Origin of the sequence: Streptomyces daqingensis (assembly GCF_014645895.1) — a bacterium.
GTDB classification, from domain to species: domain Bacteria; phylum Actinomycetota; class Actinomycetes; order Streptomycetales; family Streptomycetaceae; genus Streptomyces; species Streptomyces daqingensis.
Window position 1 is genome coordinate 197728 of sequence record NZ_BMMP01000012.1, and the last position, 14842, is coordinate 212569.

Annotated in this window: 13 protein-coding genes; 8 read left to right on the forward strand and 5 right to left on the reverse strand. The window is 72.5% G+C overall.

What is annotated here, in order from left to right; all coding sequences use genetic code 11:
* Positions 1-98 precede the first annotated feature (98 nt).
* The gene (locus IEY56_RS19035; RefSeq protein WP_229712018.1) at positions 99-1052 is read right to left on the reverse strand and encodes a sirohydrochlorin chelatase; all 954 of its coding nucleotides are present in this window, start codon (positions 1050-1052) and stop codon (positions 99-101) included.
* A gap of 233 nt (positions 1053-1285) precedes the next feature.
* Between IEY56_RS19035 and IEY56_RS19040 the strand changes: the two genes are divergently transcribed.
* The 4 genes from IEY56_RS19040 (at position 1286) to IEY56_RS19055 (ending at position 6008) form a co-directional block, all read left to right on the forward strand.
* On the forward strand, positions 1286-3613 hold the full coding sequence (locus IEY56_RS19040; protein WP_189038430.1) for a molybdopterin oxidoreductase family protein: 2328 nt from the start codon (positions 1286-1288) through the stop codon (positions 3611-3613).
* 92 nt (positions 3614-3705) lie between these two features.
* A complete protein-coding gene (locus tag IEY56_RS19045) occupies positions 3706-4449 on the forward strand; it encodes a SanA/YdcF family protein (RefSeq protein ID WP_189038431.1) in 744 nt (247 codons plus the stop codon).
* Positions 4450-4644: 195 nt separating this feature from the next.
* Complete coding sequence (locus IEY56_RS19050; protein WP_189038432.1) at positions 4645-5397, forward strand: SAM-dependent methyltransferase; 753 nt, start codon at positions 4645-4647, stop codon at positions 5395-5397.
* Positions 5398-5597: 200 nt separating this feature from the next.
* The gene (locus tag IEY56_RS19055) at positions 5598-6008 is read left to right on the forward strand and encodes a VOC family protein (RefSeq protein WP_189038433.1); all 411 of its coding nucleotides are present in this window, start codon (positions 5598-5600) and stop codon (positions 6006-6008) included.
* Positions 6009-6092: 84 nt separating this feature from the next.
* Here IEY56_RS19055 and cutA read toward each other — a convergent pair whose 3' ends face one another.
* Together cutA and IEY56_RS19065 are read right to left on the reverse strand one after the other, a co-directional pair.
* Positions 6093-6431: a divalent-cation tolerance protein CutA gene (gene cutA / locus IEY56_RS19060; protein WP_229712019.1), complete on the reverse strand. Its 339-nt coding sequence runs from the start codon at positions 6429-6431 to the stop codon at positions 6093-6095.
* A gap of 47 nt (positions 6432-6478) precedes the next feature.
* On the reverse strand, positions 6479-7975 hold the full coding sequence (locus IEY56_RS19065) for a short-chain fatty acid transporter (protein ID WP_189038434.1): 1497 nt from the start codon (positions 7973-7975) through the stop codon (positions 6479-6481).
* 366 nt (positions 7976-8341) lie between these two features.
* Between IEY56_RS19065 and IEY56_RS19070 the strand changes: the two genes are divergently transcribed.
* Positions 8342-8737, forward strand: coding sequence for a VOC family protein (locus IEY56_RS19070; RefSeq protein WP_189038435.1), 396 nt, complete (start codon positions 8342-8344; stop codon positions 8735-8737).
* A 66-nt stretch (positions 8738-8803) separates the two neighbouring features.
* Here IEY56_RS19070 and IEY56_RS19075 read toward each other — a convergent pair whose 3' ends face one another.
* Positions 8804-9499, reverse strand: coding sequence for a helix-turn-helix transcriptional regulator (locus IEY56_RS19075; RefSeq protein ID WP_189038498.1), 696 nt, complete (start codon positions 9497-9499; stop codon positions 8804-8806).
* Between the two features lie 290 nt (positions 9500-9789).
* Between IEY56_RS19075 and IEY56_RS19080 the strand changes: the two genes are divergently transcribed.
* The 3 genes from IEY56_RS19080 to nirD all read left to right on the forward strand — a co-directional run bounded on the left by IEY56_RS19080 (position 9790) and on the right by nirD (position 14254).
* Entirely contained in the window at positions 9790-11112 is a 1323-nt protein-coding gene (locus IEY56_RS19080; RefSeq protein WP_189038436.1) for an NAD(P)/FAD-dependent oxidoreductase, read from the forward strand.
* Positions 11112-13790, forward strand: a complete 2679-nt coding sequence (gene nirB, locus IEY56_RS19085; protein WP_189038437.1) for a nitrite reductase large subunit NirB — start codon at positions 11112-11114, stop codon at positions 13788-13790. The genes IEY56_RS19080 and nirB overlap by 1 nt, the downstream gene beginning before the upstream one ends.
* 143 nt (positions 13791-13933) lie before the next feature.
* Positions 13934-14254 (forward strand): nitrite reductase small subunit NirD, encoded by a 321-nt coding sequence (gene nirD / locus IEY56_RS19090; RefSeq protein WP_229712038.1) that lies wholly within the window; start codon positions 13934-13936, stop codon positions 14252-14254.
* A 43-nt stretch (positions 14255-14297) separates the two neighbouring features.
* Here the strand turns inward: nirD and IEY56_RS19095 are convergent, their stop codons facing one another.
* Entirely contained in the window at positions 14298-14735 is a 438-nt protein-coding gene (locus tag IEY56_RS19095) for a MarR family winged helix-turn-helix transcriptional regulator (protein ID WP_189038439.1), read from the reverse strand.
* Positions 14736-14842 lie beyond the last annotated feature (107 nt).

The following is a 14842-nucleotide window of genomic DNA, read 5'->3' on the forward strand; positions in this document are numbered from 1 at the left end:
AGGGCGCTGTGGCCCTATGAGCGTATGAGCGGAACCACTGGAGCCGGGCCAGGCACCGGAATCGCCACCGCTCCGTCTCCGCAGTGGGTGGCCACCGTTCACTCCGCGGGTGCCACGGCACCAGCCCTAGCGGACGGAGCACCGTGCGGAGCCCGGGAGAGCGCACCTCCGGCAGTGCCGGCGGGGAGAGCCGCACGCGCCTCGTCGTAGCGGTGCAGTACGAGCCTCGCCAGCGCGGGGTGGTCGCCGATGGGTGCGGAGCTGATCCAGCCGGACCGGGACGCGCATGCGGCGGCGAAGTGCCCGGGAGCGACGAAGCACGACGCGACGGCGACCCGCGGGTGCCCGCCCGCCTGCAGCGCCCGTACGGCCTCGCCCACCGAGGGACGCGCGGCGGAGGCGTACGCCGCGACCACGGGCACCTCACCGCCGAGGCACTGCCGCAGCTGCCACGCGGTGCGCTCGGTGGCCTCCGCAGCGGCGGGACGCCGGGACCCCGCTGCGGCCAGTACGACGGCGGGCCGCTCCCGGTCGCGAGGGGAGAGGCGGCCGTGCCGCTGCGTGCCGTGCGGAGCGGCGGCCGCCGGGCCCGGCCATCCCGCCTCCAGCAGCCTGTCGCGCAGGGCGGCCGCCAGCAGCGGATGGGGACCGAGCGGCCGTGCGACACACGCGCGTACGTGGGGCGCGTCCGCCAGCGCCCGTGGAAGGTCGTGGTCGACGTGGTGCCCGCGTCCGAAGAGCAACGGAACGACGACAGCCGGCTGACCTGCGGGGAGAGCCGCGAGCGCGCCGGAGAGCGACGGTTCGTTCAGCTCGATGTACCCGGGGACGACGCGCAGTTCGGGACGCATCGCGCGTACGGAAGCGAGCAGCGCCTCGACAGTGCGTGCCGCCTCGGGGTCGCGGGAGCCGTGGGCGGCGGCCACCAGGACGGGGGCTCCGGACGGCGGCGGCGTCATCCGCGCCTGGTGGGGTGCGCGGACGGACAGGAGCTGCGTGCGGAGCTGCGCGGTGAGACGGACCATGAGCTGCGCCGAGCTGCCGAGCGTCATGACGCCGCCGTACGGGCGGGGGCGGGAAAGGGACGTGGTTCGGGGAGCGACACCGTCATGGCTGGAGTCTGGCGACGGGGTGTTGCCGTGGCGTTGCCTCCGTCGCCACATCTCGTTGCTTCCGGCTCACACCGGGCACCTCACCGGCGGGCGGAGGCCGCGCTGAGGGCTGCTTGCCCGCTGTGTAACGCGGGCGGAGGCCGCGCGTAACAGACGCGCACGACGCTGAGCCCATGCACGTGACCTCCGCAGGCGTCCCCACGGCAGCCGGTGCCCAGACCGAGACCGCGACCGCGACCGCGACCGAAACGCACTGCCCGTACTGCGCGCTCCAGTGCGGCATGTCCCTGCGCCCCGTTCCGGGCGGGCCCCCGGTGCGGGAGGACGGGAGCGAGGCCGCCGGGGGCATCGGGGCGGGACCTGGCACGCGCGCGGCGAGGACACCCGTCGAGGTCGTCGAACGGCCCGGCTTCCCCGTGAACCGCGGCGCCCTGTGCGGCAAGGGCCGCACAGCGCATGCCCTCCTGGAGCCGGGCGTGCGACTGACCGAGCCGCTCGTGCGCAGTGCCTCCTCCGGGCTACTGGAGCCCGCCACCTGGGACGAGGCCCTCGATGCGACCGCTTCGGCGCTGGAGCGCGTGCGCAACGCACGGGGCAGCGACGCGGTGGGCGTCTTCGGGGGCGGCGGGCTGACCAACGAGAAGGCGTACTCCCTGGGCAAGTTCGCCCGGCTGGTGCTGGGCACCTCCCAGATCGACTACAACGGGCGCTTCTGCATGTCCTCCGCGGCTGCGGCCGGGACCAGGGCGTTCGGTCTCGACCGGGGCCTGCCCTTCCCCCTCTCGGACGTCGCGCGTACCCGCTGCGTCGTGCTCGTCGGCTCGAACCTGGCGGAGACCATGCCGCCCGCCCTGCGGTATCTGACAGAACTGAAAGAGAACGGCGGCAGATTGATCGTCGTCGATCCGCGGCGGACCCGTACCGCACAGCAGGCCGACCTCCATCTCGCTCTCCGCCCGGGCACCGATCTGGCGCTGGCACTCGGCATGCTCCATCTGGTCGTCGCCGAGGGGAGGCTGGACGAGGAGTTCATCAGCACGCGCACCAGTGGATGGGAGGAGGCACGTCGCACGGCGATGGCGCACTGGCCGGAACAGGTCGAGCGCATCACCGGCGTCTCCGTCCCGGAACTGCGCGAGGCGGTGCGGATGTTCGGCGACGCGCCCAGCGCGATGGTGCTCACTGCCCGCGGCCCGGAACAGCAGTCGAAGGGCACCGACACGGTCAGTGCGTGGATCAACCTGTGCCTGGCCACAGGCCGCGCCGGGCGGCCACTGTCCGGGTACGGCTGCCTGACCGGGCAGGGCAACGGCCAGGGCGGACGCGAACACGGGCAGAAGGCCGACCAACTGCCCGGCTACCGCAAGCTGGACGATCCCGCGGACCGCGCACACGTGGCTCAGGTGTGGGGCGTCGACCCCGGTGTGCTCCCCCTCCCCGGGCGCAGCGCGTACGAGTTGCTGGACGCGCTCGGCGGCGACGTCCGCGCGCTGCTGCTGACGGGTTCGAACCCCGCCGTGTCCGCGCCGCACGCCGCGCACGTGGAGGAACGGCTGCGCGCACTGGACTTCCTCGCCGTGTGCGACGTGGTGCTCTCGGAGACCGCTCAGCTCGCCGACGTCGTCCTGCCGGTCGCGCAGTGGGCGGAGGAGACGGGCACCACGACCAGCCTGGAGGGCCGGGTTCTGCTGCGCCGCAAGGCGTGCGAGCCGCCGGAGGGCGTCCGCAGCGACCTGGAGGTGCTCAACGGGCTGGCGGCACGCCTCGGTTGGGAGAAGGGTTTCCCGTCCGAGGCGGAAGAGGTCTTCAGCGAGCTGTGCCGCGCCTCGGCCGGCGGTCCGGCCGACTACTCGGGCATCACCTACGCCCGCCTGGCCGAGGAGGACGGCGTCTTCTGGCCTTGCCCGCAAGAGCCGGACACCCGCCCCGACGGCATCGGCCGCGGCAGCGAGGACACCGGCACCGGTGTCCAGGGCCCCGCCCCGAAGCGCCGATCCGGCACGGGAGACGGCGAGCGCGGCTCCGCGGGTGTACGTCATCCCGGCACACCCCGGCTCTTCCTCGACCGTTTCGCGACGCCTGACGGCCGGGCCCGCTTCTTCACCGCACTCCACCGTCCGGCAGCGGAGGAGACGGACGCGCAGTACCCGCTGCTCCTGACGACCGGCCGGGTGCTGGCCCAGTACCAGTCGGGTGCACAGACGCGCCGGGTGGCGGAACTGAATGCCGCCGCTCCCGGTCCGTTCGTCGAACTGCATCCGCAACTGGCCGGACAGCTGGGTGTCTTGGACGGAGACCGGGTCGCGGTGGTCTCCCGGCGTGGACGCGCGGTGGCACCGGCACGCGTCACACGGGACATCCGGCCGGACACCGTCTTCATGCCGTTCCACTGGCACGGCGAAGGACGGGCCAACACGCTCACCAATCCCGCTCTCGATCCGGCCTCACGGATGCCGGAGTTCAAGGTGTGCGCTGTGCGGTTGGAGAGGGCGGCCTCGTGACCTTCCCCGGGAGGCTGCGGGCACCGGCAGGCTGACGGGCCGCCCGTAGTCGGAGCGCAACCGCGGGACGGCGTCCGGGCGTCGCAGCAGTCATGCCCGAGGGAACGCTCGACCGCAGCCGAGTCGCACTGCGCGGACGCACGCAGGGACGCGCATTCAGACGCCGGATCACTCGCCGGCGCACTGTGCAGGCGCTGATGCTGTGCTGCGCTCTCGCCCTGCTGCCCAGCACGTGGCTGCACGTCTCCACCGACGCGCCGGACGCGGACGTGTCACACGCGCCCCGCGCTCCCGTGGCGCTCGTCTTCGGCGCCGGTCTCTGGGACGGAGAGCCCTCGCCGTATCTCGCGCACAGACTCGACAGCGCCGTCGAACTGTACGAGCGCGGCAAGGTCCAGGCAGTGCTCGTCTCGGGTGACAACAGCCGGGAGGAGTACGACGAGCCGGACGCGATGCGCCGATACCTCTCGGCACGCGGTGTGCCCGCCGACCGCGTCGTGGCCGACTACGCGGGATTCGACACATGGGACTCGTGCACGCGTGCAGCCCGCGTCTTCGGCGTCCGGAAGGCGCTGCTGGTCAGCCAGGACTTCCACATCAGGCGTGCCGTCGCCCTGTGTGCCGCGGCGGGGATCGATCCGTACGGCGTCGCGGTGCCGGAACCGCGCGACGTCACCTGGTACGCGGGCGGAGTACGCGAGATTCCGGGCGCCGCGAAGGCCGCCTTCGACGCCGCGCTGACACCCGATCCGCACTTCCTCGGCCCGCACGAGCCGGGCGTGGAGCGGGCGTTGGCCGAGGCGCGCCGTGCGGCGCCGGGCAGCGGCGGTCGGTGACCGAGCCGAGGACGACAGCGGCGCACGAAGGGTATGCGGGACGACGGGACCAGGGCGGCGGGGGCCGACGGGACGGGAGGCCGGACCTGCACAACAGCGACCGCGTCCGGCCCCTGCGTCCGGCGGTCGGTTCGCCTGCACGGGCACGCCGAAATTCACGCGACGCACGGCATCGCCCCAGACAGACTGCACGCCATGGACCGTCGGCAACTCAGCACTCTCGCCCACCAGAACCACCCCGTCGCTGCCCCGCTCAGCGACACGACAGTGCAACGCATCCTGGAGCGTGCCCTGCCGCGCGGGGACGAGCGGTTGCTCGACCTCGGATGCGGCGAAGGTGAATGGCTGGTCCGCGCACTGTCCGGACGTCCCGAGACACAGGGCGAAGGCGTCGATCTCTCGCCGTCCGCACTCGCCAAGGCCCGCGAGGCCTCAGCTGCTGCTTCGCTCGGTGACCGGCTGGTGCTGCACGAGCGGGACGCCGCACAGTTCACCGCGCGGCACGGCTTCGACCTGGTTCTCTGCGTCGGTTCCACGCACGCGCTCGGAGGTCTGCTGCCCGCCCTCGGGGCCGCGCGGGAGCACCTGGCCGCGGACGGCTGCGCCCTCGTCGGCGAGGGCTTCTGGGAGACGGAGCCCACCCCCGCGGCACTCGCCGCGCTGGACGCCTCTCCCGAGGAGTTCGACGACCTCGCCACGACAGTCGACCGCGTCACGGCAGCCGGGTGGACGCCCGTCTACGGGCACGTCAGCACGGCCGGAGAGTGGGACGACTACGAGTGGTCGTGGACGGGTTCGCTCTCCCGCTGGGCCCTGGACCACCCCGGCGACCCCGGAAGCACCGCAGCGCACGAGGCGGCGGCAGCGCACCGGGACGGCTGGCTGCGCGGCTACAGGGGCGTACTCGGCTTCGTCACGCTGCTGCTGCGCCGTACGCCGGAGGCCTGAGAGACGAACGGACGGGACCCGCAGCGGGCCGCTGCACCGGAGCGGCCCGCTGCGGATCCCCGGTTCTCCGGCAGGACCGATGAGTTACCGCCCGCGTGACGGTCTCACTTCTCAGCAGATGAACCTCGGAGCACGGCGAGAAGCACGGCGACCGGGGCCGTCCGGCAGAAGCGGCGTCACTCGAGAAAGGCACACCAGCCATGTCGACGAAGATCTTCGTGAACCTCCCGGTGCAGGACCTCGCGAAGTCCAGGGACTTCTTCACGCAGCTCGGCTACTCCTTCAACCCGCAGTTCAGCGACGACAACGCGATCTGCCTCGTGATCAGTGACGACATCTTCGCCATGCTGCTCCTGGAGCCCTTCTTCAAGTCGTTCACGAAGAAGGAGGTCGCCGACGCGCGGACGAGTACGGAGACGATGATCGCGCTCAGCGCCGATTCCAGAGCCGAGGTGGACGAGCAGGCGGACAAGGCGCTCGCCGCGGGCGGCCGCCCCGCCGGGGACCCGCAGGACTACGGGTTCATGTACTCCCGGAGCTTCTACGACCTCGACGAGCACCACTGGGAGGTCGTGTGGATGGACCTCGAGGCCGCCGCACAGCAGAGCTGAGGCGCCCCGGCGGAGAGACGCCGCAGCATCCGCGCGAGCGGTGCTGCCGGGACTCCCCGCCCGAGCGCGACGTCCGCCCCGCGGTCACGTACCGGGGGCGGACGTCTCCTCCGCGACCCACGCCAGGTAGTCGGCCCCGCCGCGCACCACGCGCGTCGCGATGATCTCGGGCACGTCGTAGTCGTGCGCCTGGCGGATGTACGCCTCCAGGTCGTCGTAGCGGGCCTCGCTCGTCTTGAACAGCACCTGCCACTCGGGATCGCTCTGCACCTCGCCCTCCCACCGGTAGACGGAGGTGACGGGCGCGCTGATCTGCGCGCACGCGGCCACGCGCTGCCGGATGGCGCCGGCGGCGAGTTCACGTGCCTTCACCTCGTCGTCGGTCGTGGTCAGCACGGTCAGGATGCGGGCTTCGTCGCTCATGGACACACCCTGGCATGCGCGCGCGGGCGGCATCTCCGCGTCCGCCGTCACGGGAAGGGCAGCGTCCCCGCGAAGACGGTCACGACCACGAGGACCGCCGGGAAGCAGGCCAGGAACATCGCGAACGTGTACCCCATGATGTCCCGCGCCTTGAGTCCCAGGATGGCCAGCGTCGGCAGCATCCAGAACGGCTGCAGCAGGTTCGCCGACGCCTCGCCCAGGTCGTAGACGACGACCATCCACCCCTGGTTGACGTGCAGTTGGTTCGCCGCGTCGATCACGTAGGGCGCTTCGATGACCCACTTGCTTCCGCCGCTGGGCACGAAGACGCCCAGTACGGCCGAGTACACCGCGATGAGCGGCGCGAAGAGCACCTCGTTGGAGACGCTGACCAGCCAGCTCGCCACCTGCTTCGAGACCCCGGTGAACGCGATCATGCCGAAGATGCCGCCGTAGAGCGGGAACTGCAGCAGGACACCGGACGCGGCGGGAGCGCCGCGCCGGACCGCGTCGACCATCCGTATGGGACGCCAGTGGAGGCACAGCGCGAGCAGCAGCAGGATCAGGTTGACGGTGTTGAGGTCGAGCGCCGCGACCGGGTTCCCCTCCGCGGAGGCGAAGTGCCGCACGAGGTACCAGAGTCCGAGCAGTCCGATCAGGACGGTGAAGACGGGACTGCTCTCCAGCCAGTCCCCCGGCCTCGACCGCCGCACCTCCTGCGCGTGTTCGTCCACGAGGGGACGGAGTTCGATGCCGAGGTCCTGTGCGGTCTTCGCGCGTGCGGGCGTCGGGGCGAGGAACCAGGCCATGGCCAGAGCGACGACGAAGACGACGGCTGTCGCGGTGAGGCTCTGCCAGGTGAAGATCGTGTCGGTGAGCGGTATGACCTTCTCCCCGTCGCGTCCTTCGGCGATGACGTCCTGCACGGGAGCGGGGCTGGAGACGGTGCTCGCCACCTGGAGGGCCGCCGAACCGGACAGACCCTGCGCCCAGACCGTCCCGAGCCCCAGGAACGCCATGGCGCCCACCGCCCTGTAGTCGACGCCGCGGACGACGCGGGCGATCTCCTTGGCCAGGATGGCGGTGAACACGAGGCTGAACGCCCAGTTGAGGTAGGAGCTGACCATCGCCACACCGGCGGTGAAGGCGATGGCGGCCCGCGGTGACTTAGGTATCCGGGCCAGCCGCGTGATCAGCCGCGCCACGGGGGCGGAGACCGCGACCGCGTACCCCCCGATGATGATCATCGCCATCTGCAGGGTGAATTCGATCAGCGACCAGAAGCCCTTGCCCCACGCGTCGACGAGGGCAGTGGGACGCTCCCCCGTCGACAGCCCCAGCGCGAAGATCAGGAACGTGCCGACGAGTACGAACCCGAAGGCGTCCGGGAGCCACTTCTCGGTGAAGGCGGTGAAGCGCAGCGCCGTCCGCGCGAGGAGCGTCTCGTCCTGGCTCGCCGCGCCCTCGTCCCGGCCCGGGTCCTTCCCGTGGTCCGCTTCCGCCTCCTGCCCGGTGCCCGGACCGGTGTCCGCATTGCTGGCCATGTCCACCTCGCTCGCTCTCCGTGCCGCCGGTTCCCGCAGGGCCGCGCCTTACGGCTCTGCCCGTCCCGGATCGTGCGGCGAATAGTGACGAGCAGCGGGCCGGAAGGGAAGAGTCCGCCTGCCGTCCGGAGCCGCAACGTTGCAGAACCGGAAGCAACCTGGCGGCGGAACCCACTGCTCAGGCCGCAGCTGTGGGGCGGCTGCCCATTGCGGCGCTCCTCTCCCGGACCGCGGCGTCCGCCCTCCGCAGCGGCAGGTCCCCGGAGCGGCACCTCTCGCGGTGCCCGTCTCCGAGCGGCACGTTTCCGGGGCGGCGCGTCCGATTCGTTCAAGACCGGGACGCGCGGGGCGGCCTAGCGTGCGGGCATGACTCCACGCTTCGACCTCATCGGCATCGTCACGGCGGACATGGCCGCCTCCCTCGCCTTCTACCGCCTTCTCGGACTGGACGTGCCGGACGGCTCGGACGGCGAGCCGCACGTCGAGGCGGCGCTGCCGGGCGGGCTGCGCATCGCCTGGGACACCGAGGAGACGGTCCGCTCGTTCAACTCCGGCTGGCATGCCGGCCCGCGTGGCAGCGGACGCGTCGGCCTGGCCTTCCTCTGCGACTCCCCCGGCGACGTCGACGCGCAGTACGCGGCCCTGACCGGCGCCGGCCACGAGGGGCACAAGGCGCCCTGGGACGCCTTCTGGGGCCAGCGGTACGCCGTCGTGGCGGACCCGGACGGCAACGAGGTCGACCTGTTCGCGCCGCTGGCCTGAACCCGCCCTGCCACGCCGCCTGCCCATATCCCCCAGGCCCCTCCCGCCGGCCCCGCCCGCGGGCCGCTATCCGCCGCGGAGGCCCAGCAGCCGCTTCGGCGGCACCCCGGTCAGCGCCCTGAACTCGCGGGAGAGATGAGCCTGGTCGGCGTAGCCCGAGGCGGCAGCGACCTCCGCCAGCGGCACGGCGCGGTCCGCCATGGTGAGGGCGCGCTGCAGCCTCAGCACGCGCGTCAGCGTCTTGGGTCCGTAGCCGAAGGCGTCCAGGCAGCGGCGGTGCAGCTGCCGCTCGCTCAGCCCCACGGAACGTGCGACGTCCACCACGCCCCGGCCGCGCGCGAGCAGTTCGACGACGGCCGACGGCAGCGGCCTGGCCGTCGAGCGCTGAGGCAGCCGGTCGCGCGCGACGAGCTCCAGCGCGCTTCCCGGCGACGGTGCGGCGGCGACCCGCTCCTCGAGCGACCGCACGGCACGCTCGGGCCACAACTCGTCGAGCGGCACACGCTGATCGCGCAGTTCGTACGCGGGCAGGCCGAAGACCGCCGGCCCTGTGCCGGGCGCGAACCTCAGTCCGGTGATGCGGGAGAGGTTCCGGGGCGAGTGGACGTGCGCCCGCGTGTCAGGCCCTGCGACGACGAGCGCGCCGTCCCACCACAGCAGGTCCATGCAGCCGTCGGGCAGTACGCGGCCCTCGCCGTGAGGCGCGCCGCGGTGCGTCCACACGACTGCGCCCCGCAGTTGCGAGCGCCGCTCCACGTACATGACTTCAGGATGCCGTACCCGGACGGGACACTGCCCGACCTTCCGCTGCGGCTTCGGCTCGTCCGGTATCGGCTCTTCAGGCGACGGTTCAGCGAGCATGGCTCCGCGGGAGCGGCCCACGCGGCTGCCACTGCTGCGTCCGGACGGGGCGGCGACGTCCGGACAGAGGCCCGGCACGCGTCCGGACAGAGCGACGCTCACAGACCGCCCGGCCGTGCGATGAGCACAGCGTTCCGCCGGGGAAACAACCGTGATGCGGCGGGGTAACAGCCGCACAGCACGCTCCCTGCATGACCTTCCTGAAGCGCGTGGTGGTGATCGGCAGCGGCATGGCCGGTGCGCGTATCGCTCAGCAACTGGACCCTCGCTTCGATCTCACCGTCGTCGGCGAGGAGCCCCACGTCCCCTACAACAGGGTGCTGCTCGCGGAAGTGCTCGGCGGGCGGTACGGACCGGAGGTCGTCGCACTCCCGACGCGTGCGGCGGTCCGCTGGATGCACGGAGTACGCGCTGTCCGCGTCGACCGGGCAGAGCGACGCGTGGTGTGCGACGAAGGCAGCGAACTCCCCTACGACGCCCTGGTGCTCGCCACGGGCTCCGCCCCCGTACTCCCGCCCCTGCGCGGCCTGTTCGAGCCCGGCGCGAAAGAGTTGCCTGAGGGGGTCCGCGCCTTCAGGACGATGGACGACTGTCTGGCCCTCCGCGGCGAAGTGCGGCCGGGGTCGAGCGCTGTGGTCGTCGGAGGCGGTCTGCTCGGCGTCTCCGCAGCACGCGCGCTCGCCTGCCGAGGCGCCCGCGTCGTCCTGGCCCACCAGGGCGAGCGGCTCATGGAGCGGCAGCTCGACGCGGGCGCCGCCGCGCTGCTGGAGCGGCACCTGGAGCGGCGGGGCGTCGAGGTGCACACGAAGTGCCGCGTGCGCGGTCTGCACGCGGAGCCGCACGGCCGGAGCGGCACGCGCACTGTGCGCTCGGTCGAACTGTCCGACGGCTACCGCCTCGACGCGGAGTCAGTGGTGCTCACCTGCGGAGTACGTCCCCGCGTCGGGCTCGCCCGTGCCGCCGGGCTGGAGGTCGCCCGCGGAGTCGTGGTCGACGACCGGCTGCGCACGAGCGACCCGCACGTCTACGCCGTCGGCGACTGCGCAGAGCACCGGGGTGTCCTGTACGGCCTCGCCGGACCCGCACAGGACCAGGCGGACACCGCGGCCCGCGTGATCGGCGCCGCGCTCAGCGGGGCGCGCGACCGCGGGGACAGCGGCCTCCCCGAGTACCGCGGCACGCGCGCTCCGACCCGGCTCACGCTCGGCGCACCGCCCGGCGTCGTACGGCAGGGACCGGCGGCCGGACCTGACGGATCGGCTCAGCGGCCGCTCGATCTGGCGGCGTTCGGCGAGCCGGAGCCCGGCGAGGACGACGACGTCGTCCACCTCACGGACGCCACGCGCGGGATCTACCGGAAGGCCGTCGTCCGCGACGACCGGCTCGTCGGTGCCGTACTCCTCGGCGATCTCAGCGCGGTCGGCACTCTCACCCGCACCTGGGAGGACGGCGGAGCGCTGCCCGCCGCATCCCTGCTGCACCTGCTCACCCCGCTCCCGACGGAGGCCCACTGATGACGCTGCCGACGACGCCGGTCCCGCCCGCGCCCGGCGCGGTCACGCCCACGATCGTGCTGGTCGGCCACGGGATGGCCGGGCAGCGGTTTCTGGAGGCGCTGGCCGAGCGGGGCACCACCCGGCGCGCACGGGTGGTCGTCCTGTGCGAGGAGCCGCGTCCCGCCTACGACCGCGTCCGCCTCACCTCGTACTTCTCCGGCACGACGCCTGACGGACTGGCCCTGGCCGACGAGCAGTTCCTCAGCCGTCACGGCATCGAACTGCACCTCGGCGATCCGGCGGCCGCCGTCGACCTGGAGCGGCGGACGGTCACCTCCCGGTCGGGCCGCACCCTCGCCTACGACGCGCTGGTCATGGCCACGGGCTCGTTCCCGTTCGTGCCTCCGGTTCCCGGCCGGGACAGCGCAGGGTGCTTCGTGTACCGCACCATCGAGGACGTCCTCGCCATCGAGGAGTACGCCGGGAACTCGTGCCGCACGGGCGCGGTCGTCGGCGGCGGGCTGCTGGGGCTGGAGGCGGCCGGAGCGCTGCGCGGCCTCGGGCTCGACACCCGCGTCGTCGAGTTCAGTGACCGCCTCATGGCGCTGCAGGTGGACGCGGGCGGCGGACGAGTGCTGCGCCGGACGGTCGAGCAGACGGGCCTCCGCGTGCACACAGGCGTGGCCGCCGAGCGGATAGTCGCGGACGAGCGCGGCGCGGTGAAGTCGATGGCGCTGTCCGACGGTTCGCGCGTCGAGACCGATCTGGTGGTCTTCTCCGCCGGAGTGCGGCCCCGCGACCGGCTCGCCCGCGAATGCGGACTGTCCGTGGGCGAGAGAGGCGGCATCACCGTCGACGCACGCTGCCGGACCAGCGATCCGCACGTCTTCGCCATCGGCGAGTGCGCCAGGGCGGCCGACGGCAACGTCTACGGGCTGGTCGCACCCGGCTACGAGATGGCCGAGTGCGCGGCCGACGCGGTGGCGGAACGGTTCGCGGGGAACGGCCCGTCGGCGCGGGACGGCGCACCGCGCACGTTCGGCGGCGCGGACACCTCGACGAAGCTGAAACTCCTCGGTGTCGGCGTCGCCTCCTTCGGAGACGCACACGGCACGGCGGAGGGCTCCATGGACGTCGTCTACTCGGACTCGCGCGCGGGCGTGTACAAGAAGCTCGTCGTCGCGCCGGACGGGACGCTGCTCGGCGGTGTTCTCGTCGGCGACGCGGAAGAGTACGGAACGCTGCGTTCGCTCACCGGCTCGGTGCCGCCCGTGCCGCCCGAGTCGCTGATCCTGCCGGCCGGCGCGGACGGCCCGGGGAAGGGCCTCGGCCCCGCTGCGCTGCCCGACGGCACGATCGTCTGCAACTGCCACCACGTCGACAAGGGAGCTGTCCGGGCCGCCGTGAGCGATCTCGGCTGCACGGACGTGGCCGCCGTGAAGAAGTGCACCAAGGCGGGCACGGGCTGCGGCAGCTGCCTGAAGGTCCTCGGACAGGTCGTCGACGCCGAGCTGGAGGTCAACGGCGTCCCCGTCGACTCCGGTCTGTGCGGCTGCTTCGCCCACACGCGCGCCGAGCTGTACGAGATCGTGCGGACGCTGCGGCTGACGACCTTCGGCGCGCTGCTCGACACGCACGGCCGCGAGGAAGCCCGGCAGGGCGACGGATGCGAGGTGTGCAAACCCGCGGTCGCCTCGGTCATCGCCTCACTGGCCCCGGCCATCGGCGCCGAGGGCCATGTCCTGGACGGGGAGCAGGCAGCGCTGCAGGACACCAACGACCACTTCCTCGCCAACCTCCAGCGCAACGGCTCGTATTCGGTCGTGCCCCGCGTGCCCGGCGGCGAGATCACGCCCGAGAAACTGATCACCGTGGGCGAGGTCGCACGCGACTACGGCCTCTACACGAAGATCACCGGCGGGCAGCGCATCGACATGTTCGGTGCGCGCGTCGACCAGCTGCCCGGCATCTGGGCGCGACTGGTCGAGGCGGGCTTCGAGTCCGGCCATGCGTACGGAAAGGCGCTGCGGACGGTCAAGTCCTGCGTGGGCAGCACCTGGTGCCGCTACGGCGTGCTGGACAGCGTCCGCATGGCCGTCGAACTGGAGCTGCGCTACCGGGGCCTGCGCGCCCCGCACAAGCTGAAGTCCGCCGTGTCGGGGTGTGCCCGCGAGTGCGCCGAGGCGATGAGCAAGGACTTCGGAGTCATCGCCACGGCGTCCGGCTGGAACCTCTACGTGGGCGGCAACGGGGGCGCGACCCCGCGCCACGCCGACCTGCTGGCGCAGGACCTGAGCGACGGCGACCTCGTGCGTCTGACGGACCGCTTCCTGATGTTCTACATCCGCACCGCGGACCGGCTGGAGCGCACGTCAGCCTGGCTGGAGCGGATCGAGGGAGGGCTCGATCACGTCAGGGACGTCGTCGTGCACGATTCGCTCGGCCTGTGCGACGAGTTGGAGGCGCTGATGGCCGGTCACGTGGCGAACTACCAGGACGAGTGGGCCGCGACCCTCGCCGACCCGGAGAAGCTCGCCCGGTTCGTCTCGTTCGTCAACGCGCCGGGCGTACCGGATCCGTCCGTCCAGTTCGTCACCGAGCGCGAACAGGTCAAGCCGGACCTCACCCTGCTGTCGGGCCCCGACATCCCCGTACGCACCACAGACGCCGCTCTCGAAGGGACAGCCGCACGATGACGCAGACAGCTCCCTGTGACACTCCGCCTGCCGAGGCCGCTCCGTCACCCGGTGCCCGTCCACCGCGCAGCGGGACAGCCGCCCAAGGCAGCACGCCGGCCCGCCCGTCCGCTCGTACCGGACCCGCTGACAGCGTCGCGCACCTGGTCGAGGTGTACGACGGGGCCGGCTGGGCGGCGGTGTGCCGTCTCGACGTGCTCGTGCCCGGCCGGGGCGTCGCCGCGCTGCTGCCCTGCGGTACGCAGGCCGCCGTCTTCAGGGACCGCGCCGGGCACGTCCACGTGATCGGCAACCGCGATCCGTTCACCGGCGCGTACGTCCTCTCGCGCGGTCTGATCGGCTCCGCCGGCGGCATGCCGTTCGTGTCCTCGCCGCTGCTGAAACACCGCTTCGACCTGCGGACGGGGCGCTGCCTGGACGACCCGGAGACGTCCGTCCCGGTCTTCCGCTCCCGCACGCGCTGACCGCTGCGGCCTGCTCCTCCCCGCCCGGCCGTCACGGGAGCCCTCAGCCCCGCAGCTCCTCCGCCGCTCCGGCGACCCGGGCGATGAGCCGCAGCAGGGTCTCCCGCTCCTCGCCGTCGAGGGGCGCGAGGAAGACCCGGTTCATCCGGCCGGTCCGGGTGACCAGCTTCCCGTGCACGCGCCTGCCGTACTCGGTCAGCTTCAGCACGTTGCGGCGGCCGTCCGCCGGGTCGCGCACCCGCTCGACCAGCTCCCGCCCCGCCAGCCTGGCGACGATGTCCGCGATGGTGGAACGGTCCAGGTGCACGTGTTCGCTGAGGGTGCGCTGGTCCATGCCAGGCTTCTCCAGCAGCGCGTTCAACACGGCGAACTGCGGCGACGTGGTCTCCTCGGAGACCATCGCCCCCCACAGCAGCGAGTGCGCCTGCTGGAGCCGCCGGGCCAGATGCCCCGGGTGCGTGCTCAGATCGACCGCTGCCATCCGCTCTCCCTCACGCCCGAGGCCCGTCCCGGCGGGTTCCATGGGCGTACCGACTGATCGTGTACTGACCGATTCTCCCGCTGCAAGGCACCGGGTGTCGAGGGCAT

Coding starts and splice junctions, on each gene's coding strand:
- IEY56_RS19035 (WP_229712018.1), bottom strand. CDS start 1,052: ATGACGCTCGGCAGCTCGGCGCAGCTCATGGTCCGTCTCACCGCGCAG.
- IEY56_RS19040 (WP_189038430.1), top strand. CDS start 1,286: ATGCACGTGACCTCCGCAGGCGTCCCCACGGCAGCCGGTGCCCAGACC.
- IEY56_RS19045 (WP_189038431.1), top strand. CDS start 3,706: ATGCCCGAGGGAACGCTCGACCGCAGCCGAGTCGCACTGCGCGGACGC.
- IEY56_RS19050 (WP_189038432.1), top strand. CDS start 4,645: ATGGACCGTCGGCAACTCAGCACTCTCGCCCACCAGAACCACCCCGTC.
- IEY56_RS19055 (WP_189038433.1), top strand. CDS start 5,598: ATGTCGACGAAGATCTTCGTGAACCTCCCGGTGCAGGACCTCGCGAAG.
- cutA (WP_229712019.1), bottom strand. CDS start 6,431: ATGAGCGACGAAGCCCGCATCCTGACCGTGCTGACCACGACCGACGAC.
- IEY56_RS19065 (WP_189038434.1), bottom strand. CDS start 7,975: ATGGCCAGCAATGCGGACACCGGTCCGGGCACCGGGCAGGAGGCGGAA.
- IEY56_RS19070 (WP_189038435.1), top strand. CDS start 8,342: ATGACTCCACGCTTCGACCTCATCGGCATCGTCACGGCGGACATGGCC.
- IEY56_RS19075 (WP_189038498.1), bottom strand. CDS start 9,499: ATGTACGTGGAGCGGCGCTCGCAACTGCGGGGCGCAGTCGTGTGGACG.
- IEY56_RS19080 (WP_189038436.1), top strand. CDS start 9,790: ATGACCTTCCTGAAGCGCGTGGTGGTGATCGGCAGCGGCATGGCCGGT.
- nirB (WP_189038437.1), top strand. CDS start 11,112: ATGACGCTGCCGACGACGCCGGTCCCGCCCGCGCCCGGCGCGGTCACG.
- IEY56_RS19095 (WP_189038439.1), bottom strand. CDS start 14,735: ATGGCAGCGGTCGATCTGAGCACGCACCCGGGGCATCTGGCCCGGCGG.